The sequence below is a fragment of the Exiguobacterium sp. SL-9 genome, assembly GCF_004336985.1.
In the GTDB taxonomy this organism is placed as follows: domain Bacteria; phylum Bacillota; class Bacilli; order Exiguobacteriales; family Exiguobacteriaceae; genus Exiguobacterium.
This window is the reverse complement of sequence record NZ_SJUO01000007.1, coordinates 13,025-34,854: the sequence shown is the minus strand read 5'-3', so window position 1 is coordinate 34,854 and position 21,830 is coordinate 13,025. Positions and strand designations below refer to the sequence as shown.

Sequence of the window (21,830 nt, the reverse complement as noted above, 5' to 3'; positions counted from 1 at the left end):
ATTCAAAGGCTATTTAATGAAGTTAGTGACTTGATCTTTTAATTCATCTTCTGTAAGGGCAGATACATTTAATTCACGACTGATTTTACCATCAGTCATCTCGTACAATCTGCCACCTTTAAGTTCAGGATGTTCTTGGGTAGAACGTTCTTCAATATCTTCCCCATTAGGCTGAAATGGATTGAATAAGAGAACGTCTTTCTTTTTTTCCGTGGCGACTTCTCGCACAGTATCAACGTAAGCCCCTTCATTACCTTGACTATCGCTGTCTACAAGAACGTATGCACTTTCTTGCTCAGTTTTAATATCTGCAATTTCTTCAACAGAAGTCGTAGAAAGATAATTCGAACTTTTGGCACCACACGATGCTAAAAGTAACGAACTCCCGAGTAGGACACCAATCAAGATTTTCCTCATAACGTTTACCCCTCCGTCAGACGATTTTCCCCTTCAATAGATCCGCGACTTTTAAATTGACGCGGAAGTCGAACTTATCTATTAGTGTAACAGTTTTTGGGATGTCTGAGGTGTCGTCCTGATAGACGGTCAGAAAGCCATCGGTCGTCTGAATATTGAGCACGTCGCCCCGTTCGAGGCGGACTCGCTGCGTCTCGATGATCCTCGCGACGACACGTAATTCGTTCTGGATTCTCTTCTCTCTCGCACTCTCGGCCATAGGTTCGGCCTCCTCTCTACGGTGTGCCTTGCTTCAGTTTCTCGAGTCGCTTCGCAATCATCGTGCTCAGAAAGCTCTTCTGGCTGTCGGTGATGTCGTATACTCCTAAGTTCAGGTTCGTCTCGAACTCAGGGAGGGACATCCCACCGATGTCATGTCCCTCGAACATCGAGCGGAGGATGCTGTCCTGCAGCACGTCACGTACTGTCAGTGGCTTTTCTTCCTGATTCGATGGAGTGTTAATTTCCGTTTCGTCTTCATGCTTCGCGAAACGGATACGGATCTGTTCGAAGTCGAGACCGGCGTGACGGCAGGGAATATCGATGTCATGCAGGGAGCGGTCCGTGTCAAAGTCGTCCGCCAGGTATTCGTAGCGGTACTTCATCGCTGTCTTGCCGCTCAGGAAGATCGGATATGACTGGATGCGCCGTTTCTTCGTGTCCTGACGCTTGATGACACGGATGATGAGCATCTCGCCTTCCTTTAACCCCATGACCTCAGTCGCCGTCATGAGCCGACGACCGTCCACATTCTCCGTCTTCGATTTCTTGAGTGAGAACGTCTGCCCGGACCGGGACTTAGTGACGATGGTCGCCTCACCAAGCTTCTTCGAGATCAGTTCGGCGGTCGATTCGTCCGCGGTCAACAGATAGTGCGTGTTCCCACAGTTGCCGTCGATCGTCTTCCAATCCTCCCCGTATAGGTTCTCGAGTTGAGAGTAGGCCTGGATGACGAGATTGAAACGCATGTTGCGGCCGAGGCAGACCGTGATGATGTTGGCCATACCCTCGATTGGCGGCATGTTGCCGAACTCATCGAGAAGGAAGACGACCTGACGCTCGCATTTACCTTGTTTCGTCTGCGAGGCGACACGAGCGAGCGCCGTGTATACCTGTTTGATATATAGGGACGCGATGACGTTGAATGTCGGGTCATAGTCCGGGACGATGAGGAAGACCGCCACGGGAAGGAGCTGGTGCATCACTTCACGGATCTGTATCGTCCCGTCAATTGCGTAGTGGAATCGTCCACTCTCCTCGTCATGCGCTTCCAGCTGGATCGTCGCAGTGCTTGAGTCGATTGAGATTTGAACGACGTCCCCAATTTGGAGTGTTGACGTATGGTATAGGATGAAGCTACCGTCGTCGTCCGTCGTGAGCGCATAGGTCGTCCCGTCGGGGAATCTGACCGTGAGCCGTGTCAAAGGCTCGCTCCGTCCGCTGATCCAGCGGTTGAATCCGATGCGTCGCATGTCGAGCGAGTTCATCGACGTCAGCTTTCCGGTCCCGTTCAAGGTGAAGATGCCGAGCTTCGCATTCGTGTTAGCCAGGATACTTGCCCGTGTCTGGCCACCAGAGAAGTGGAGCGTCGCGAATTGGAGCCGGGCCGGGTGATTCTCAGGAAAGCGCTGAAAGAACTCGTCGAGTGCCGAGATTTCCTGCCCTTGTCGCGTCACGATCGTCCGAGAGCCGAGGTCCGAGAGCATTAGGGCGACGTTGTACATGTTGATCTTCTCCGGAGTGTCCTTCGCCTCCTCACAGAGGCCGAGGATGAGCGCCGTACACAGGTCGATCGACGAGTTGGCCCAGAACGGGTCCCGTGCCTTCGGGTCATGGTACAACATGAAGGCGACCGAGCGCGCATACTGTTGGGCGAGCGAGTAGTTCTCTTCTAAAAACGCGTCAATCGTCAGCTGCAACAGGTTGTACGACATCGATTGGAGCGGGTTCATCAGGTTCAACACCTCGACCTGATAGCCACGTTGCTCGAGCGTCTCTTTCGAGGCGGCGAAGAGTTCGCCTTTCGGGTCGTTGATGATTAGGCTCGCTTGGTCACGCGCCCGACTGTACAGGTCGATCGTCGAGAAGACGAACGTCTCACCCTTACCGGACCGCGTCGTCCCGATGACCAGGTTGTTGACGGGCGAATCATCGATGAACAGCTCGTTTTTGACACGTCCGACGGGGACACCACCTGATTCGTCATACCGTTTCTTCCGGTCCGGTACGCGGCGGTACTGTTGTTTCAGTTCGTCGAACGAGGTGAAGCGGGCACTCCCTTTCTGGTTCTTTCGCAGGTCCCGAAAGTTCAGCCATACCTTGCCGAAGACAATCAGTCCGATGAACAGACTGAACGCCATCAGTCCTATCAAGACGGCCGTAGAGGGAAGACTTACCTCCACGAACATGGAGGGGGAGAGCGTCGGAATCGTCGCTCCGGCCAACAGCCCGTCGTGTACGATTGGAGTCATGATTTGTCGAATGATGTTGTAGACCCCGTTCAGCAGATAAAAAATCCCGACCGGTAACACCAACAGGCAGAACAGGGCGGGGAAGATCAGGCGTATCGAAAATCGTGGTGATAGAGACTGAGTTCTCAATTATTTCACCTACCTTAATCTGAATAAAGAACTGTTTCTAGTTCAACTTCTTCAGCAGCGATAGCGGCTTGAATCTTCTCACGGGCCGAAGTGTCCTTGCTAGAGGTCTTCTTCAGTTTCTCGTTCAGTCCGTCGATTGTGGTCGTAATGTCTTGGTACGCGTCGATTTTTTCTTGTACGTTAGGGTCGTTCGTCTTGGACGCCCATTCATTTGCGGACGCGATGTCCCCGAGAAAGAGATAGGCGGTCACTTTTGCAGAGACGCGGGGCGCGGTCCACTCCACGTCTTTCGTCTTGGCAACAATCTCATGGTTCCGTTCCAGTACGGCGATATCGAAAGCGCCCTCGTCGGTCGGATGTGACGCTTGGAAGTCATGGAGCCGTTCCAATTTCTCTGTATCGGATAGATCGAGCCCGGCCAGCTTCGTCTCGATCAGGATGGGGTCATCCGTGAGCTCGAGTGCCTTCTGGTCTTCTCCTTCTGCGAGATAGAGGTCGACCAATAAGGCATCCTCTTCCTCGGACCGGTCTTTCCGCTCTAGCAGTTGGATAAGTGAGGATTCCTCGCCTTGGAGCGCCTGGTCGTAGGCATCCAGCCACGCCTGTTCGCCCCCGGTTACCTGTTCAGCGTGTGCCTCCTTGTCGATGAACCATTGGGTGGCAGTGAACAACGATGTGAACAGAATCCCGGCTGCGGCCGCCCCGTAGATGAGGCGGCGCTGCAGTCGGGTCAGCCGTGACTGATAGGTTGACGATACAATCAGATTCGATTTGGCGGACGAACGCTTATAGTCGTCCGGTGTCTCGGTCTCGATCTCGTCTAGGAGCCACATCTTCTTCGCGTTGTCCTCCTTCTTCGTCCGGATCCGTTGCACGCGGTCCTTCACTTGATGATACAGGTTCGGATAGGTGCCTTCGGTTCCGAACGTGAACATCCCCCGATAGAGCAGTTCGTCTGTCTGGTCGAAGAGCCGGAAGTCACCGGAACAGCTCGTCCCTTCCTCGCTGAGTGCCTGGTGCAGGTCATGGGTCGCGATGACCGCCTCGGCGAAGGGGAGCCGCTCATAGTTCTGGATCCGTGTGTCGGGCACGTCCGTAAATCGTACAAACAGCATCGCGTTAGTTCCTCCTCTCATTTCAAGCAACAAAAAAAGCCTTCCGATTGGAACGCTGCGTAAGTGAGCATTAGAATTTGATGTTCTGGTCGACCATCTCGGCGAGCGTGAACGCGCCCATGACGATGATCAGACCGACGGCGCCTCCGACGAGCCAACCGACCGCCTTCGAGCGGCCCCGATCCCCGCCGAAGATGAAGTAGAAGCCCCCGATTGCGAAGGCGATGGCTGCGGCGATGACGGCGAGCCCCTGAAAGAACTGAAGCAAGCTGAGCCCTGTCTCATTGAGTCCCATGTCGTTCCCTCCTTAGTCCTGGTGCGCCGGCGACTTGAAGCTGAGCTTCGCCTCGAGCGCCTCCATGATGAGTTCCTGGTTGTCCTGGATGACCTGTTGATGCTGCTCGTCGAGCCACTCCTCATAGTCCTTCCCACGGATGCGTAAGAGTTTCTCGGCGAAGCTACGGTTCTGTTTCTGTTCTTTTGATGCCACAGTACACACTTCCTTCCCTTGATCTCGTGATGTGCAGCAACACATCATTAAGGACAGTCGGATTCGGTGCGGTGGGTTTCTAGCCGTTCCCCCACGAACTCTGCTCCTCATGAATCGAAGGAGCTGTACAGGGTTTTTCGATGACCCGGAACGATACGGTGACCTTGTGGCGAGTTTTAGGCGACTCTCGCCGAACCATCTGTGCGTAAATCCCGCCCACCCGGTCACTGGTGAGGGACACGCCGATATGTGATTGGAGGAGACCATCCTTAAGGATGTGCTGCTGCGTCGATGTCGGTTACTGTCGAACGTTTTTTCGCTTTTTGACGTGGACGAGCTCGTCATCCGGATTTTTCCGTTTGGCCAAAATATGTGAATCACTGACTACTGTGCGAATCCGGTAATAGAGTTGCGTCAGCTGGACCGCCTCGCCGCTCTCTTCCTCAATCCCGAGGAAGCCGTGCAATTCATACGTCTTCCCATCGAACGTGCGGACCGAGTCGGCCTGCGGGAGCTCTTTCAAGTCAAAACGGCGCCGTTCAAGTTTCGTGATACATCGTTTTGCCCCGTAACCGAAATCGATGGCGTCCCAAGGGACGGTAGCTAGTGTGTGTCCGAACGCGCGGGCCAGATGATCGATGTCTGCGATCGACGGCACCGAACGGTTCTGTTCATATTGGCTGATGGCGGGCTGCGAGATCTCCCCGAGCGTTTTCTCTGATAATTCGACCTGCGACCAGCCCGAAAGCTGGCGGTTTTCCTTCAACCATTCCCCGAATCGATACATAAGGCTTCCCCTTTCTGATAAACCAGAGCGGCGACCAAACAAATGTTTCCTTTTGTTGCTTAGAATATATCAGGAAATATCTATTTAGTCACCAGTTTTCTGATATGTCAGAATTTTATAGATTGCTATTTTTGTCGAAAAGCGCTCTAAAATGAGATTAGCAAGCAACAGAAACTCAATAATCATTAATTTGTGTTACTAATATACAAATTAATTTATGACTTGAGAAAAGAACTGTAAGTTCACGGATTTCAAGAGATTGATATAGGTAGAGGAATAGAAGCGTTTATAAAGAATAAGTAAGAATGTAGAGAGTATTATGATTGTGGGGTGAATGAGTGGAGTTAAACAAGGCAATCATCGAGCGGATGAAAGAACTCGCTGTTGAACGAAACATGACGATTAATCAAGTTATCCAAAAAGGCGGACTGAATCAAACTACGATTTCAGAATTAATGAATGGTCGTACCAAGCATCCAAAAGTTAGTACGATTCAAAAATATTGTGAGGGGCTCGGAATCTCATTAAGTGATTTTTTTAGTGATAAATTTAAATGAACTCAGAAAGGAAGGGACGATAAAACGTCTTTTTCCTTTCTGAGTTCTTAATATACGAATTCTAATTTTTAATCCCTTCCAAGGTACAAATCTATTAACTTCATATGTAAGAACTTTGTTCTTTAGCGAAGTTACTTGTAAGTTCCGATATAGTTCATGCCATATGCCAAATTATTTGGCAACATGTATTCAGTTTGGATTTGAGGTCCGCTAGGACTACCAGTCCTAGAAACTTTCCCTATACTCGTACCCGTCTGCTTATATGCCTGATAAACGAATTTTGAACAGTAATTCCAAGAGACACCGCTTAGGGTCGTTGTAAAAATATAAAAATTTACTTTACTTATGTTATTTGTAGCCCAAGTACTCGCTCGTGAAGATGCCGCACTACTTGAATGCCGATAAATTTTGACCGGATATCCACTTTGTGCAGCCAAGTGTGTTGCTAATGTCACATTACGTGAAGGATTTGTAGGTAACACCTCTTTTACTCGCAAATCATTTCCCACGATTGCTACATGGCCAACGAAATTTGTGGCATCCCAAGATTTTGACGAAATCAAGATATCGCCTGTTCGAACGGTTATATTGGAATTGGGGTATTTGATACTCCCTCCACTGTTACCACCTGGATCCGTAATTGCAAATGTCCCTGTGCCAAAATCGTTTGAATTTGTTTCAATCAATTCAAACGATTCGAAAGATATGGAGTCTTCACTTGTAGCATCCTCTTCAGCATATGAGTGAGCCATCGGATGAAGTGAACCTAAAATCAATGCAATACTGAACAAGAAAATCTTAAAGAAATGTTTCACTTGAAAACCTCCTGTCATTATTTTTTAATTACATTATAAATATTACAATTTTAATAAGGGGAGTGGTTTATTTTGTTAAAAAAACCATCAATTGTTTTCTTGATAATTATAACCTTTATGGCGATTTTGATTTTTGTTTATTATACCTCTGAGAAAAATAGCAGAGAAGAATACCTTATACAATTCCTTAGTGATAAATATTCTTATTCGCCCTCTTCCTATGACATAGAATCTGGAGGTTTTGACCAGTTCGGTTTTGCTTATCTTGTAACTTTCGATGATGAACAAACAATCACTTATTATCTCTACGTTCAAAAAACGGACGGTAAAATGAATTTCTCGTATGGGGGCTATGATCCGGTTGAAAAAATCTCTAAACGGGACAAACAATTCAATCAAACTATGCTCGAACAGATAGACAAGAACAGGAATTAAATCACATTCTTGAAAATTTATAAGGAAATAAAATATGTATTACCTACCCTTTAGTAGTTAATTGGATGATATCTTAAATCTATTTTTCATTAGGGATTTTTTTATATGAGATTTCATTTCATTTAATCAATCTTATCGAACTCCCTTAAAGACCTCATTTTTTTCCAGCCTAGTACCAAACTGCATGACTTAGACCATCTTGAGCATTTTTTTAAGAGTCCTCCCGAAAGACGAACATCGACCTTAGGCGTTATTTCTCACTCATCTATTTATGTGGTTAAATGTCTTGGTATTTAAAGCATGAACTTTCTTCGGACGTTGGCTCTTATCATACTAGAAGACTGCAATCATCAACTTGTCGATTAATTCTTTACAGATCCCTTTAAAATTTAATCTCTCTATCACAATGACTATAATGAACTGGATTCACGGGTACTTTATCGCATACGACATTTCAAAGATTGTCATGAACTTTTATAACCAGAGCCGCTGGGTCAATGGATCATTGGTATGTCATTTATCACCTCTTATCATCTATAAATCTAGAGCATGTTAAAGTTTAAATATAAGTAAAATTATAAATATGAATACATGGAAAAATAATTATTAATGAGTGAAGGATTGTAAGTTTTTAAGGAGAATATTAACTAATATTGGATTTTCAATATGCGATTGAACTACATAATTAAATGAATCAAACTGGTCAGTTGAAACATTCCCAAGCGTCAAAAGTCCGAATGATCAATCAGAACGTTTAGTTTCATATCAAAAGAGATGTTAGACCAATTAAATACATAAAGCATTTTTTGCAATTCAAATATGGTCAAGATCAAAAATTAAACGGAGTGATGCATCTAGGCTTTATATGATACTCTCTCACTTTTCTCTTCCATAACGAAAGGGGATTCATGAAATGTCTTTTGATCATGAGCTGTTCGAAGCGTTTAACAGCCAAATAGAATATCTATTGAACACATATGACAAGGTATATCGAAGACAGGAAGATACACAGAAACTCGTTTCTAAAACCGTTGACACCATTCAGAATTTCACGGGTATGGATGAACTAGAAGTCGTTAATCACATTTTCGAGAGGGCTAAACTTCACGTGTCACCTTTTGTTGGTGATAGAATCATCGCCGAATGCTTTCTTTATTTGTTCAATCGACAGAAAACCAATCTTGAATTTGTTCTTTATGACAAAGAAGAAAACTTGGTGATGAGTTATCTTGACCTGTTAAAAGAAAAAATTACTAAAAATATGGCTCAACATATGGTTGAAACGCACAATGGCAGATACCTTCTTCCTGTCTTTCACAGCTTAGGAGATCTAGTGCAAGGTGTGGAACTTGAAAAAGGATACTTTAAATCATTTGAATATAGATCCACTCGAAAGAATGGACCTAGCGATTATGACGATGAAGTAGATGACACAAATGAGGCTTTATATTGGATTGCCGTAGGAGAAGGTGAAATTGACCCGTCTGAATCTCGAGAAACCACCTATATGTCAAGGTATGATGAGGATGATGTGCCAATGTCAGACATGTACCGAAACGCCTTGAGATTCTCAGGATACGCTTTAGAGTTCTATTTTGATTTAATTTGTAATTCTCCTGATATTGATGACGGCTTCAAACAGCAACATTTGGAGAAAATTTTAATTCAATTAAAGGCTTTTATAGATACTTCTGAGATGCAGAAGTCGTTAAAAATGGTAAAAGAAAGAGTTATGAAGGATAAAATACAACCTTTCATTGCCGCCAAAACTGAACAGGATGACTCCTTCAAACAATTTGTGAGCGGTTATTCTCACGGCCTGTTAAAGTCAACTATTGATAATATTTATCACGTCCTGTCAACGAAACACGGGTCGAGGGTGAGTTTCGGTCCTGAAGGAGCCAAAGAGTTTATTGGTAGTATATTACTGGCTGAGTTTGACCCATCTACGCAAGAATATGTGTTCTTCGGTATCGAAAAGGTCTTTGAAGAAGAATGGGGAGCATTAACATTCAGCAACTACATGGATAACATCATCCATGAAAAGAGCGTGGTCACCTACAATTCATGGAGTGACGTATTTCACTATTTGAATGACCATCATCTTTGGATTCGGACTCATGAGTGTTCTAGAAACGGCTAACCTATTAGACAATCGATGCCCTAAAATTTAAAACGAGGTGAGAATATAATGGATAATCTTGAAGACAAATTCAAACGTTATTTTTCGAACGACAACGGTAAAAGCGTAGATGAGTTGATAAGACTCGGGTACTCTGCCCATCAGAACGGTCAAAAAATCGAGGCCATCAAGTATCTCGAAAATGCGTTAGGCAAAATCAACAGTTCCAGTCCGGCCAATGTCAAAAACGAGCTTTTTAACATCAAGTTGTACCTAGGCGTCAACTATAAACGTGTCGGTGACTACCAGAAATCTTATTCTATCTACAAAGAACTACTGCAGATGATTCAGCACCCGGATGATGCTTGCGAAATTCATAACGCTCTTGGGAAAATTTGTTATCTTTTAGGCCGACGGGAGGAATCGACGAATCACTATATGTCGTCCATCAAGTACGCAAACGATGATAATATAAAGATGAATCTCTTTCACCATTTGGGTCACGCAGCAATTGACTTAGGCGATACCCGACAACTTCCTCCTGAATGGAAGGCACAGATCATCGAATATAAAAAATCAATCAACGGGGAATCACATTCTTATAGTCCTAATCTCATTGAAACCTACATTAATTTCGGGATTGAGACTTGGAATCTAAACAAACGTTGATTTATCTATTTAGCAAACCGGGACATGGGATGAATGGTATCCTATGTCCCGTTATATTATTTCTTAACTTGTGATAATATAAGATTATCACAAGTATTAATAATTTAGTTGTATTTAAATATATAAATGTAATACATATTTATTTAATCAATTTATCTAATTACAAACGTATTTTAAATATAAATACATATGTATTACTTATTTTTTACCTCACATTTCAAGGACTACAGATATTTAGTTGAAAACAGAGAGCGAAAAGAGGGAGAAGCATGGAGATCGAGAAAAAACAGCAAGCGTTCGAGGTAGCATTGCGAGAACTGACCGGGGCCAACCCGAAACTGGCCGAAGCATTAAGGAAGGACCATATTGATCTCGAGACCTTGAATGATATCGAGATCATCGAATTGTTCTGGGCGACAGAACTGTTCCCGATCTATGCGGACAAGAGCCCGCACACGCGACGCGCGTATAAATTGGACCTCGAGTTCGTCCTCAGTTTTGTGATGACGAAGACAGATGGGTTAAAACACCTGACCGTACTCGACATCCATCGTTACCTGTTTGAGGTGAACGAACAGTATGCCCCACGCACGGCACAGCGGAAAAACCACATGTTAAAGCGCCTCCTGACCTACCTCCACGTCAACCAGTATCATCTACATAACCTGGCCTTCCATGTGAAGAACCAGCAGCGGCCTGAGTTGCTCCGGCGTGAGGTCGACTTCGACGAGATTGAGCAGATTGCCGAGTCGTTCCGCCACACTGTCAAACGGGCACAAAAAAAGGAGCTCATGGAGCTCCGGAACGAGACAATCGGGTATTTGTTGTTGACGACGGGCATGCGGGCGGCCGAACTGCTCTCAGTTAAGTTCACTGACGTCAAGCGGAATCAGCACACGTTCTATCTCGAGGTGAAAGGGAAGCGCGGCAAATGGCGCCGCATCCCGCTCACCGAAAAGGCGAGTCACCTCATCAATCGACTGCAGACATTGATGATGATTGAAGAAGAGACTTCTCCTTTCATCGCCTTCAGCACGAAGAAGCAAGGTCATCCAATGACCTATGAAGCCCTTCGCTTGATGACCCATCAAGCGGTCGAGCACGTAGCAACGGAAGTGAAAACCCCACCCCACTGGTTCCGTCGCGCCTATATCACAAAACTCTTAGCTAATGGCAGTCCGTTGATCGGGGTCATGCAATTAGTCGGCCATGATTCGATAAATACAACAAACGGTTATTTGCAATCGTTTAACCAGCTCGCAAACCTGTCCAACAACTTCGAACTACCCTTTAAATAGATTTAGTCCTGTGTGAGTTGATTAATTAAATCTAATTTAAATTTACCTAGTCGATTGTTTAAAATACTTGTTTCGTCAAAATCAATTCCGAAAATATATTGAATATATTCTTTTTCATTCATTTGAAGCACGTATGGTATTATTTCACCAATATATTCTCTATACTTTTCATTTAAATTATTCTGAGTCTTATCAAAATATCCTTTTGCAATCTTTTTAACATCAGAATGATTATATCTATTATTTAAATCAAACATTTCGATAGAACTATTAATCTTTTCACGATCTAAATATTCAGTATTATGAGCTACACTTATATCAACAGTTACGTCATTGTAGCTTAATAACTCAATTACATTATTCATCCTAAAATATGCCATTTTTTCAAACCCCTCTATTCTAGGGTTCATAATTTTTGTGATTGAAGATTTTTTTAAAGTTCTATTACATAGTAAACAACTAGGTATAAAATTATTAAATGACAAAGTGAATAGAGGAAAATTCGATTGACTATAAAAATGGTCTAAATCAGCGTAAGTACGGTCAGGCAACTTATGAATCAATGTTTCGTTACAATAAGGGCAAACTTCAAGACCTATAGCATTTAATAGACGTGATCTGATAGGTGAAATGAACGTATCATAATCGAAAAAAATCTTGAAATTTTCATTAATTGTTTTAATTTTAAAAAACAATTCATTATCGATATAATCTTTAAAATTATCATTATTATTAATTTTATTCATGAAGTACGATGGTTCAATGAATCTTTGGAAATTGTGATCAAAAGAATAAAAGCCAATATTATCAGGCATTTCAGCAAACTCTTTTAATCTCATTAAATAACATTCCCTTTGCTCCTTATTAGTAAGATATTTTGTTTGTCTATAGAACTCAGAAAAGTTAATGTACTCATAAAAAAAATAATCATCTTGATACTTTTCAAAATCAAAATCAAATTCAACAATATCCCTAACATTTTTTTTTATTGATACTGGTCTTTTTGTGATTTGTTTTAGATTACACCTGAAGTGTCTTAACTTCGATCTCTTCGTACTTATTTTCAAATAAAATTCGTCTAATAATTTGTCTTTCATAAAATTTAGTTGATCATGATTGAAATTACTAATATCAATTTTTATCATTTATGTTTTCCTCTATAATTAAACGTTTTAATAATTGATCATCAATTGTATCTATTACTTGATTACTATTAGTAACTTTTGAATTTTTAATGTTTTGGATTTTTTGCAATGCAAACTCACCGATTGGAGATTCCATAAAAAAAGTGTCAGATATCAGATCATAAAAATTTGCAGCGAATCCGAATTCAGGATTTGAAATCTCGTTAGTGCTTTTTTTATTGGTTTTTATTAAATAAATGTTTTCTTTTGGAAAATCAGTAACTATAAAAGGAGAATGAGAGGAAATTATTATCTGAACTTTTTTACTAAGGTATTTAGTTTGAATTATTCGAATTAAATCGTGAATAAATCTTCTCGCCCACTCTGGATGTAAATTAATATCAGGCTCATCTAGGAGAAGAATTGTATCGTGAGCATATGAATCTTCGATTGCCTTTGCTATTGTTGAAAAGACATTTAGATACACCAATTCTCCATCACTGAAGTTAACAAATGAAGTTTTAAAATAATTTGTATATTCTTCAATTAGGATTGAAATTTCATCGAGATGATAATTACCTTCTTGAGGGAAGACTATCTCATTGTAACTATAAAAAAACTTGTCAGGAATTTTATCAAGCAACTCAATTAAGTTATCTATCTCAATGATTGGTAAGTTAATTTCTTTGAAAGAAAAACTCATAAAATTCATCATATAAATTAAATAATTAATTTTAGTTTCTATTGAAGTTTCATTATCAATAATTTCATCATTCATTTGTTTAGATTCTAATATATTAAATAAAACATTGAATTTCGAGTCTTTATTTCTTTCTAAAGAAATTAAAGTAGATAATTGCTTAATTAGTATTTTTTCTAACAATCTTAAAATGAAATAACTTTTATGATTAGTATGATTTTCGTAAATCGAATTCTGATTTATTCTGGAGTATTCTTTATATATCAAATTATTTAATTCATTACTCTTATCATCTAAGAATAAGAAATTGTTTGAATCTCGACTTATATCTTTTGAATTAAAGTTATAAATATATGATAAATAACGCGAATTGTTACTATAAGTAATTTTTTGTTCGATTTTTATTGCTCGATTTTGATTTTCAAATAAGCCAAATTTATAATATGCGTTCAGCACATCTTTAAACTTAGAAGTTGGGTAAGAATATCTAATTAAGGTGTCATCATTTTTTCTAAAGATCTTTTTGGTTGAGCTCCATGAAAAATTTATTGCATTTCTAATATAGTGAATATGGATTTGATTCTGAGCTCTTGTGTTTGTTTCTTTTACAAATCCATCCTCAAATTTAAATAAAAAATTATTTTTCTTTTTTAAATTTTCATCAATATTTTTAATCTGATTACTCATTGTTCCTGAATAATAGAATAAATTATCTTGAATTTGATATATTTTGAAATACTTTCCTCTATTAAAATGAAGCCCTCTAGTTTTATTATTTAATCCTAACAGATCGAGGATGCTTGTTTTTCCAACACCATTCTTACCTAATAGCAGATTAAAATTGTAGACCCCATCCCCCCAAAAGCCTTTCAATCTGTTTGATTTTTCTTTAATAACCAATGTATTTTCCTTATTAAAATGTACATCAAACTCTTCACTAAAATTTAATTCTTGATTAGTTAACTTTCTATTTACACTTTTGATAAACAAAAATAGTAGTTTACCCATACGAGATCATCCCTTTGTAATTTAATATCTTCATAGAAATTATATGAATATTTATACTTGCGAAATATCTATGAATAAATATGCTAATATCTTCACGTAAATTATTATTATTCTTTAAGTGCAACTATATTTTTGCTATTTCTTAATTTCCGAATAATTTTTGCTTCAATTTGCCTAATTCTTTCCCTTGTCACTCCTATAACCTTGCCTACTTCCTCTAATGTTTGAGGGTCCCCATTCTCAAGTCCAAATCGCAGTACTATAATTTGTCTCTCTCTATAAGGTAATTGATTTAATTCGCTTTGAATTATGATTAATTTCTCATGTATTAAAGCAATCTCTTCTACTGAAGGATCTATTATAAAATCACTATTCATTGCTGGAATAAAGTCTATAATCTCATCGTTAGCATTTTCGACTGCAATTTTACCATTGAGCGAAACCTCGTGTAGGAATCGATGCTGGATTTCCTTCATCCAATAATATTTTTCTTTAGTTGTTTCCATTAAGCTACAGACTTCTTCTACACACACTTTATTTTTCAGTGATTCGAGCTCCCTCTCAATTCGATTCATTTTATTTATTTTTTCCATCATATGAACGGGTATTCGAATCAAATTGCTTTTATCTGCAATTGCTCGTGTAATACTTTGTCTAATCCATACAAATGCATAGGTCGAAAACGAGTTTTCCATATTAATATCGAACTTTTTAATAGCTTTCATCAACCCTAAATTTCCTTCGCTAATTAAATCTTCTAAGGTCATTCCCTTGCTCATAAACAAATATCTATTTGCTATCTTCTCTACTAGGAGTTGATTATTGACCATTAATTTTTCAAAAACTAATGGATCAAACTCAGAATTCCCATGAAAAAGTTCAAGCATTTTTTTATTATCACGATAGTCCCCAGCAATTTTCAAATGATGTTCACTGTCATAATCATCAAAAAAAGCATCTAATGTTAATTCTTCTTCTAATATAACTTCCTCTTCAACATTAATTTCTAAATCATTTTTTGTATTTTGTTGCACGCTCTGTTCTAGAATCTCAATTTTTTCAAATCCCAACTCTTTCAGGTAAATAATCAGATCATCATCTTTGATATTCAATGTATCCTGTTGAAAAAATATCATTAATTTCTGTTTAATGTCTTCTAATGAAATCTTTTCTTGAACTTTAAAATTATTTAGGATAAAACGCTTTAAAAATAAAGAGTTGTTCATGCTACACCTCAATCTTATTACACAATTTGATATACTCAAAAAAAGGAGAGATATCATGAGAACACTTACAAAAATCAACATTGAGACTTTACGAAATCAACTTGAGAATGCCCAGACCCCTAATAAAGTGCTATTTGTATTTTTCGGATTTAGTCCTGAGGATGTTCAAGACCTAAATGAATATAAACTATTAAATGATGCGTTTCCCCAACCGATAGAATCATTTAAAAATTCTCCAGATATTCTTACCCATGTTGCCCAAAAAATTGGAACTTCTAAAGATTTCTTTTGGTGTACTGCTGAAGAATATCAATTTTATATTCGTAATCAATTAGACAATTTTTTCGACATACACCTATTGTATAACAATCTTTACCATTCCACATTTCCAATTTTCTATACATTCGAAAATTTTAATGAAGTATTGAATGACTTTGAAGAAGAAGATAGAGAAATTACATCATCTAATTTTGAAGCCATAATCAAGTTCTATAGTAATGTTTTTAAATTAGATAAAGTGTATGCGTCTTATTCAATTGATCAAGATATTCTAGAAGCCATGACTCCATATTTTGATGGATTTGAAAAGGTAGATAAATTAAATAATACTTACCCGGCTTACGATCTCGTTATTGAGTTACAAGAGGATCAGACCGAATTTCTTCTTTTGACGGATAAATTACTAAACAGCCAAAGCAAACAAATCGTCAATATTGTTCATTCAAACCTCCAAGATATTTACATAAATCACTATTCAGACCGATTATCTGTTTTAAAAATGCTAAATGATAATATTGTTCTGACATTCACTCAGAAATCCTTGTCCGTCAAGAAGTTTGATGAATCAAAATACCTAAGTTTACTTGATGAATATTTTGGCTATTCTTCTTTTCGAAATTTGAGTATGTATAAAGATCCTGATCATTCAAAAGAACTTGTTGATGTTTCTCAATCACAAATCATCCATGACATCGTAGAAGAAATTGAAAATGCTCAAAAAGAGCTCCCTTTTAAAGATATTTTCATTACCTCATCGACAGGGGCAGGAAAATCTGTCATGTTTCAATTGCCATCTTTTCTGATATATAAAGAATATCAGTTACTTACAATAGTCATTTCTCCCTTAATTGGCCTAATGAACGATCAAGTTAAAAATCTAAAAGACAGAGGCATTCATAACGTAGCTACCATAAATTCGAATGTTACTCCCGCTGAAAAAGCCGCAATTCAAGAAAGAATTCGAAATAAAGAAATCGCAATTTTATATATTTCACCTGAAACTCTACTTGGTCGATCTGATATCAAAATGTTGATTGGTAATGAAACAAAAGTGGGGTTATTTATCGTAGATGAGGCACATATTGTGACTACCTGGGGGAAAGCGTTTCGTTCAGATTATTGGTATCTAGGACCGTATCTTAAGAAACTACGTAAAGAAATGAAATTCCCAATCGCAACATTTACTGCAACTGCGATTTATGGTGGAGAGGAAGATATGTATAAGGAAACACGAGATAGCCTCGGATTAATTAATCCAAAGTTTTATCTTGGAAAAGTCAAACGAGATGATATTGAAATGAAAATTGACATGCATACTAAAGATTTAAAAACAAATGAATATCAACGAGCAAAATTCGAATTCGTTTCAAGAAGATTGAAGGTATTTATGAAAGAAGAATCAAAAGTACTAGTCTACTTTCCTACCATTCCTTTAATCCGTCAATTACAGACCTATATAGAAGAGCATCATCCAAGATTAGCGAAAGAGATTGTACAGTATTATGGCAGCTTAGATAAAGCAAATAAGGACGGAAATCATTCTAGATTTTCTGCTGGAGATGCTAAGATCATGTTTGCCACTAAAGCATATGGTATGGGGATCGATTTACCCGATATCAATGTTGTATATCACTATGCACCTACTGGTAACGTTTGCGATTATGTACAAGAAATCGGTCGTGCCGCACGTGACGAATCCATTTCTGGTCAAGCTTATTTTGATTTTCTTAAAAATGATTTTTCACATATTAAACGACTTCACGGAATGTCTACCATCCGAAGAACTCAATTACAGTTAGTAGCACAAAAAATCTACAACATATATAAGGAGAAAAAGCGCTCAAGAAACTTGCTGGTAAACGTTGAAGATTTTGCTTATATTTTCACATCTAACAATCGTATAGAAGATATTGACGTTGAAGGAAAACTGAAAACCGCTTTGCTTTTAATCGAAAAAGATTTTGTAAATAAGATTGGCTATGCTCCTTTTGTGGCGCGTCCACGCGGCCTATTTTCAAGAGAGTACTTTACTGTCACAGCCCAAGGGGAAAAGTTACTACAACAAATTCAAAATCGACCATATGCAAAGTTTATCCGTTCTATTAAGTCTAACCTTCACACTGCTATTTACGAATTAAACTTAAAAGAAATTTGGGAAAAGAAATACCGTAATCTTTCCTTCCCTGATTTTAAAAGAAGGTTTCATGAACGCGATGACATGATCAAGTTGAATTTCTTAAATGAGATCGATCCTACGTTTGTGGTTAATTTCCAAAGCTCAAATAGCCTTGAATCTGCTTCTGCTCAGTTTAACCAACGTCTTCAAAGCATAAGTCAATTTTTCAGTCAGTATGCTTTAACAAATACCTATTTCACATCTGATCAACTAGCATTCTCTATTCAAAAATCACTTAAACTTCATAAATATGAAGCTGCTAGTTTAGCTCAAGTCTTCTTACATTCAATGGTCAGGTTTAATGTCATAAATCAAAATACGAATGCGAAATCGGTAATACGACACCATGAAGTTTCTGGTTATCAAGTTGGACCTGCATACGAAGACTTCTTCAAATTCTTACAGCGTCAAACTTTACAATATCTCACTTCTCAAGTAGACCAACAAACTGATGGAAGTTATAACATTTATCTATCTAAGAGCGTGCGCAACGCAATGGACCGTTTAAGTATCACATTTGGAATTCTTGAAGCTTTCAAGCTAATAACCTATCAAATTCAGGGAGGAAACACACCTGAAATTTATATTCGAATCAACTCCACATTAACATTAGAAAGTTTAATAAAAAATCCTGAAAAATATCAAAATCAAATTTTGAATAATGTCCATTATCGTCACAAACTTTCTATCGAAATGTTAAAGTACATTTTCGAAAACAAAATGGACACCGCTACCTTCTGGGAAGTTATAGAAGATTATTTCTTAGGTAGTATCCCTGAAGAAGTTGTTATTAACGCTAAAACAATAAAATAAAAGTGCTAGATCGTTCTCAACCCATTTACCTTGTATAAACAATTAGAGGTAAATGGGTCTTTAATTATAAAGTAAGATTGTATGTATACATTCAAAGTCAATGACGACAATTAAGGAGGATATATGAATTTCTATATCGTTTTACAAAATGAAAGCTTCGATGATCAATATAAGCCTGGCTATCTACAGTGTCCACAAAAGGATTCACTCGGCAATATTCCCCATTATTTTTCCCGTATGATTAATCTAAAAAAAGGTGACTATATATTTCACTATGCTAATGGTAGTATCCTTGCCATTGGGAGAGTAAAGTCTTCTACCTATGTAACCCAAGATGAATCACAAAATTACCCTGTCTTCAGAACTCTAGTAGACTATGATTTACTATCATATCCCTTACATATAAGAAGTCACTGGGAAGAAATTTCGAATCTCATCCCAATCGAGTATTCCCCTTTCCAAAAAGGGGGACGAGACAATAATGGTTACCTTTATCCATGTGATGATTACTTAGCTACTTTATTACTTCGAAAAATTGGCATCAAAAATGAGAGAAAGAATCTTAATAAAGCTTTATTAGTTACAGAAACAAAAGTTGAAGCTCAAGCACGCATCGGACAAAGCGTTTACAAAAAACAATTATCAGAACTCTGGAATCATCAGTGTGCAATATGCAAGGTGAATATCCCTGAAATTTTAAAAGCTTCACACGCCAAACCATGGAAAGATTGTACAGATCGAGAAAAAATAGACCCTTATAATGGTCTCTTATTGTGTTCCCATCATGATTCATTATTTGATTCAGGACTCATTTCGTTTGATTCTAGTGGGTATATGCTGGTATCAGATACTGTATCTAATGCAAATCCTCCTATTTTTGATGTCTCCGATTCGATGAACATTAAAATCTTCAATGAAAACTTAAAATACCTTTTATGGCATCAATCCTACGTGTACAAAGGAAATAAAAGCCCTTAACGAAAAAGTGTGCGCCAGCGCACACTTTACGGTATTTGAAATAATTAAATCATATTATGTTATGTGAAATATGCTATATTTAGTGCAGAAGAGGTGATTAATATGGAGAACCATTTATCCTCCAATAACCGCTCGCAACAACTCATTATTTCTCAGGCGGTCACAGCTATTCAAAGACATCGTATGGAAGAGATCCTCCACAGCGTGTCTATCTTTGATATCCAAGAATTCGTCACGTCACTTTATCAAGAGAACTATCAATTTGAAAATCTAGAGGCTTCATATAAGAAGATACGTTATCATTCATTCAACAAGCTAAAGAAACGATGGGTGCAGGCCGCCATCCGAAATTATGAAGAGGGGCGTGGCCCGAAAAAAGAATTGCGTGCCCGGTTCGAGATGATTACCGCATATCATCATTTGGTCGGCCCTGAAGCCTTCCTGAAAGAGTTTCACGTGAAAACCATCGAAGGTTATATGCAACAATGCATCTTGGAGTTGAAGGAATGGGCTGAGAATCCGAATCTGTTAATCCACACATATCCTTACTGGTCACAAAAGACGGTGAATCAGAAGAAGACCTCACTAAAGACGGACGTTTTGATGATTTTATGGGAGGTTGCCAAAGAGGTCGATCTCAATCAACCGACGGCGCATCATTCTCCGACACTCGCCGTTGATATCCCATTCTTCGGCATGTCCGACCGCATCAAGAACCAAACGGAACTGTTGGATGAGAAACTGAACGAAGCGTCGCAGTTGAACCTCGAGCTTCAGAACTATGACACGGTGATCCCGAAATATAAGAAGGGAATTCCAGACCACCTTTCGGTCCTCGTCAGCAAAGAGTTCATCCAAGAATTGAACGGGAAAGTGCCTGACCTTGACTCGAAAGACTTCGAGGCCTTCACAGAGATTCTGGCGTATCGGGACATGACGTTCCAGACAAGCCGGAAAATCATCTTCCCGCTCTCGCAGCTCGTCAAGAAGCTGTATGCGAACGATAGTGGGAAAAGCTACGATCTGACGACGCAACGTCTCATGAAGCTTGGTTATTATAGGGTCGCAGGACACAACGAAGACGGGGACTTCTTCATCCGAGGACTTTTCTCCTCGGTTACCATTAAAAATGCGACGACATTAGCCGAGAGCCAAGTCATCGTCACGGTCAGTGAGGAGATTTACGATGACCTATTGAAACAACAGATCGTCAGCATCTATGGGGAACAGATCGAACAGTTGAAAGGCAGCTTCGCCTATCATCTGGCCTTCGTCCTACAAAAAGAGCGGATGAGTTCCATCCAGACAGGGGAGCAACAACCCGTCCGAAGGCACTGGCGTCAGTTCACCTATTCGATTCGATTCAACAAGGTCCGAAAGGCCGACAACCTAAAAGAGCTTGAGTTGAATCTGGATCGGATCAAGGAACATGATTTCATCCTGAAGGATTGGCACCGTTCCGGCGATTATTACTTCTTCACCTTCTATCCGTTGGAATCTTGGGAATTGCCAGGTCATGCGGACACGTTACTGTTATAACTGTCGTCGCGGAGAGCCCAGTCTATCTGGGTTCTTTTTTAGTTTATCTACTTCATTGTTTCACATGAATCATGACGATTCGAATTTGACAGTGAAGTTGGGTCCAACACGTCCAATGATATCGAGTATCATCGAACATCCGGAATTATATCTTTGCTTGTCCCGTACCAAACCTACAAATTTCTTTCATTCTGCTTTATAAATGGGTTGGTTTGAATGTACCCTCTTTATATTCTCCTCTAAAGATTCGATAGATATTCAATCAAATCGCCTTTCTTGGTGAATATAGCTTTCCTTTATATCAGATTTCAACGATTTTGGTAACAGATGACCGTACTAAACCTGCACTTTGTGTTTTTTGGTAATAGATGACCGTACTGAAATTGCATTTTCTTATTTTTGTCACGAAACACCGTACCGAAACTACATTTTTGCCGATTCATCGCTCTACAAAAAATAATTTTTCGAGACTCTTTTTGCCTTTTTGGTAACAGACGACCGTACTGAAACTACATTTCCTTCTCTTTTGGTAACAAACGACCGTACCAAACTTACACTTTTGCTTTTTTGGTAACAAAACACCGTACCGAAACTACACTTTTCTCTTTTTCAACAAAAAAAATCTACTCTATTTTCTATAGGA

General features: G+C 39.4%; 19 protein-coding genes. 8 read left to right on the top strand and 11 right to left on the bottom strand.

From position 1 onward, the window contains the following. Positions 1 to 9 precede the first annotated feature (9 nt). From EVJ34_RS14375 to EVJ34_RS14345, 7 genes are all read right to left on the bottom strand, one after another. Complete coding sequence (locus EVJ34_RS14375; RefSeq protein WP_131486086.1) at positions 10 to 417, bottom strand: hypothetical protein; 408 nt, start codon at positions 415 to 417, stop codon at positions 10 to 12. A 16-nt stretch (positions 418 to 433) separates the two neighbouring features. Further along, entirely contained in the window at positions 434 to 676 is a 243-nt protein-coding gene (locus tag EVJ34_RS14370) for a hypothetical protein (protein ID WP_131486085.1), read from the bottom strand. Between the two features lie 16 nt (positions 677 to 692). Continuing rightward, positions 693 to 3,056, bottom strand: coding sequence for a VirD4-like conjugal transfer protein, CD1115 family (locus EVJ34_RS14365; protein ID WP_131486084.1), 2,364 nt, complete (start codon positions 3,054 to 3,056; stop codon positions 693 to 695). Between the two features lie 14 nt (positions 3,057 to 3,070). Continuing rightward, complete coding sequence (locus EVJ34_RS14360) at positions 3,071 to 4,171, bottom strand: hypothetical protein (RefSeq protein WP_131486083.1); 1,101 nt, start codon at positions 4,169 to 4,171, stop codon at positions 3,071 to 3,073. 70 nt (positions 4,172 to 4,241) lie between these two features. Next, on the bottom strand, positions 4,242 to 4,466 hold the full coding sequence (locus EVJ34_RS14355; protein ID WP_012390467.1) for a hypothetical protein: 225 nt from the start codon (positions 4,464 to 4,466) through the stop codon (positions 4,242 to 4,244). 12 nt (positions 4,467 to 4,478) lie between these two features. Further along, positions 4,479 to 4,661: a hypothetical protein gene (locus tag EVJ34_RS14350; protein WP_051627825.1), complete on the bottom strand. Its 183-nt coding sequence runs from the start codon at positions 4,659 to 4,661 to the stop codon at positions 4,479 to 4,481. Between the two features lie 298 nt (positions 4,662 to 4,959). Beyond that, on the bottom strand, positions 4,960 to 5,448 hold the full coding sequence (locus tag EVJ34_RS14345) for a helix-turn-helix domain-containing protein (protein ID WP_131486082.1): 489 nt from the start codon (positions 5,446 to 5,448) through the stop codon (positions 4,960 to 4,962). Between the two features lie 338 nt (positions 5,449 to 5,786). Between EVJ34_RS14345 and EVJ34_RS14340 the strand changes: the two genes are divergently transcribed. Continuing rightward, on the top strand, positions 5,787 to 6,005 hold the full coding sequence (locus EVJ34_RS14340) for a helix-turn-helix domain-containing protein (protein ID WP_131486081.1): 219 nt from the start codon (positions 5,787 to 5,789) through the stop codon (positions 6,003 to 6,005). 131 nt (positions 6,006 to 6,136) lie between these two features. Here the strand turns inward: EVJ34_RS14340 and EVJ34_RS14335 are convergent, their stop codons facing one another. Continuing rightward, positions 6,137 to 6,820 carry a YiiX/YebB-like N1pC/P60 family cysteine hydrolase gene (locus tag EVJ34_RS14335; protein WP_161568927.1) on the bottom strand — a complete coding sequence of 228 codons (684 nt, stop codon included), beginning with the start codon at positions 6,818 to 6,820 and terminating at the stop codon, positions 6,137 to 6,139. Positions 6,821 to 6,892: 72 nt separating this feature from the next. Here EVJ34_RS14335 and EVJ34_RS14330 point away from each other — a divergent pair, with 72 nt between their 5' ends. The 4 genes from EVJ34_RS14330 to EVJ34_RS14315 all read left to right on the top strand — a co-directional run bounded on the left by EVJ34_RS14330 (position 6,893) and on the right by EVJ34_RS14315 (position 11,344). Continuing rightward, on the top strand, positions 6,893 to 7,255 hold the full coding sequence (locus tag EVJ34_RS14330) for a hypothetical protein (RefSeq protein WP_131486079.1): 363 nt from the start codon (positions 6,893 to 6,895) through the stop codon (positions 7,253 to 7,255). Positions 7,256 to 8,168: 913 nt separating this feature from the next. Then, positions 8,169 to 9,398, top strand: coding sequence for a hypothetical protein (locus tag EVJ34_RS14325; RefSeq protein WP_131486078.1), 1,230 nt, complete (start codon positions 8,169 to 8,171; stop codon positions 9,396 to 9,398). Positions 9,399 to 9,446: 48 nt separating this feature from the next. Beyond that, positions 9,447 to 10,046 carry a tetratricopeptide repeat protein gene (locus tag EVJ34_RS14320; RefSeq protein WP_131486077.1) on the top strand — a complete coding sequence of 200 codons (600 nt, stop codon included), beginning with the start codon at positions 9,447 to 9,449 and terminating at the stop codon, positions 10,044 to 10,046. A 269-nt stretch (positions 10,047 to 10,315) separates the two neighbouring features. Then, a complete protein-coding gene (locus tag EVJ34_RS14315) occupies positions 10,316 to 11,344 on the top strand; it encodes a tyrosine-type recombinase/integrase (protein ID WP_131486076.1) in 1,029 nt (342 codons plus the stop codon). A 2-nt stretch (positions 11,345 to 11,346) separates the two neighbouring features. On the opposite strand, the gene EVJ34_RS14310 is transcribed toward EVJ34_RS14315, so the two are convergent. From EVJ34_RS14310 to EVJ34_RS14300, 3 genes are all read right to left on the bottom strand, one after another. Then, entirely contained in the window at positions 11,347 to 12,489 is a 1,143-nt protein-coding gene (locus EVJ34_RS14310) for a hypothetical protein (RefSeq protein ID WP_131486075.1), read from the bottom strand. Continuing rightward, positions 12,476 to 14,176 (bottom strand): AAA family ATPase, encoded by a 1,701-nt coding sequence (locus EVJ34_RS14305; protein WP_131486074.1) that lies wholly within the window; start codon positions 14,174 to 14,176, stop codon positions 12,476 to 12,478. The genes EVJ34_RS14310 and EVJ34_RS14305 overlap by 14 nt, the downstream gene beginning before the upstream one ends. A 107-nt stretch (positions 14,177 to 14,283) precedes the next feature. Continuing rightward, positions 14,284 to 15,402 carry a sigma-70 family RNA polymerase sigma factor gene (locus tag EVJ34_RS14300; protein WP_161568926.1) on the bottom strand — a complete coding sequence of 373 codons (1,119 nt, stop codon included), beginning with the start codon at positions 15,400 to 15,402 and terminating at the stop codon, positions 14,284 to 14,286. Between the two features lie 55 nt (positions 15,403 to 15,457). On the opposite strand from EVJ34_RS14300, the gene EVJ34_RS14295 reads away from it, so the two are divergent. From EVJ34_RS14295 to EVJ34_RS14285, 3 genes are all read left to right on the top strand, one after another. Continuing rightward, complete coding sequence (locus EVJ34_RS14295) at positions 15,458 to 18,670, top strand: DEAD/DEAH box helicase (protein WP_161568925.1); 3,213 nt, start codon at positions 15,458 to 15,460, stop codon at positions 18,668 to 18,670. 123 nt (positions 18,671 to 18,793) lie between these two features. Then, complete coding sequence (locus tag EVJ34_RS14290) at positions 18,794 to 19,648, top strand: HNH endonuclease (protein ID WP_131486071.1); 855 nt, start codon at positions 18,794 to 18,796, stop codon at positions 19,646 to 19,648. A gap of 204 nt (positions 19,649 to 19,852) precedes the next feature. Then, positions 19,853 to 21,187, top strand: coding sequence for a hypothetical protein (locus tag EVJ34_RS14285; RefSeq protein WP_131486070.1), 1,335 nt, complete (start codon positions 19,853 to 19,855; stop codon positions 21,185 to 21,187). Positions 21,188 to 21,830: the final 643 nt, after the last annotated feature.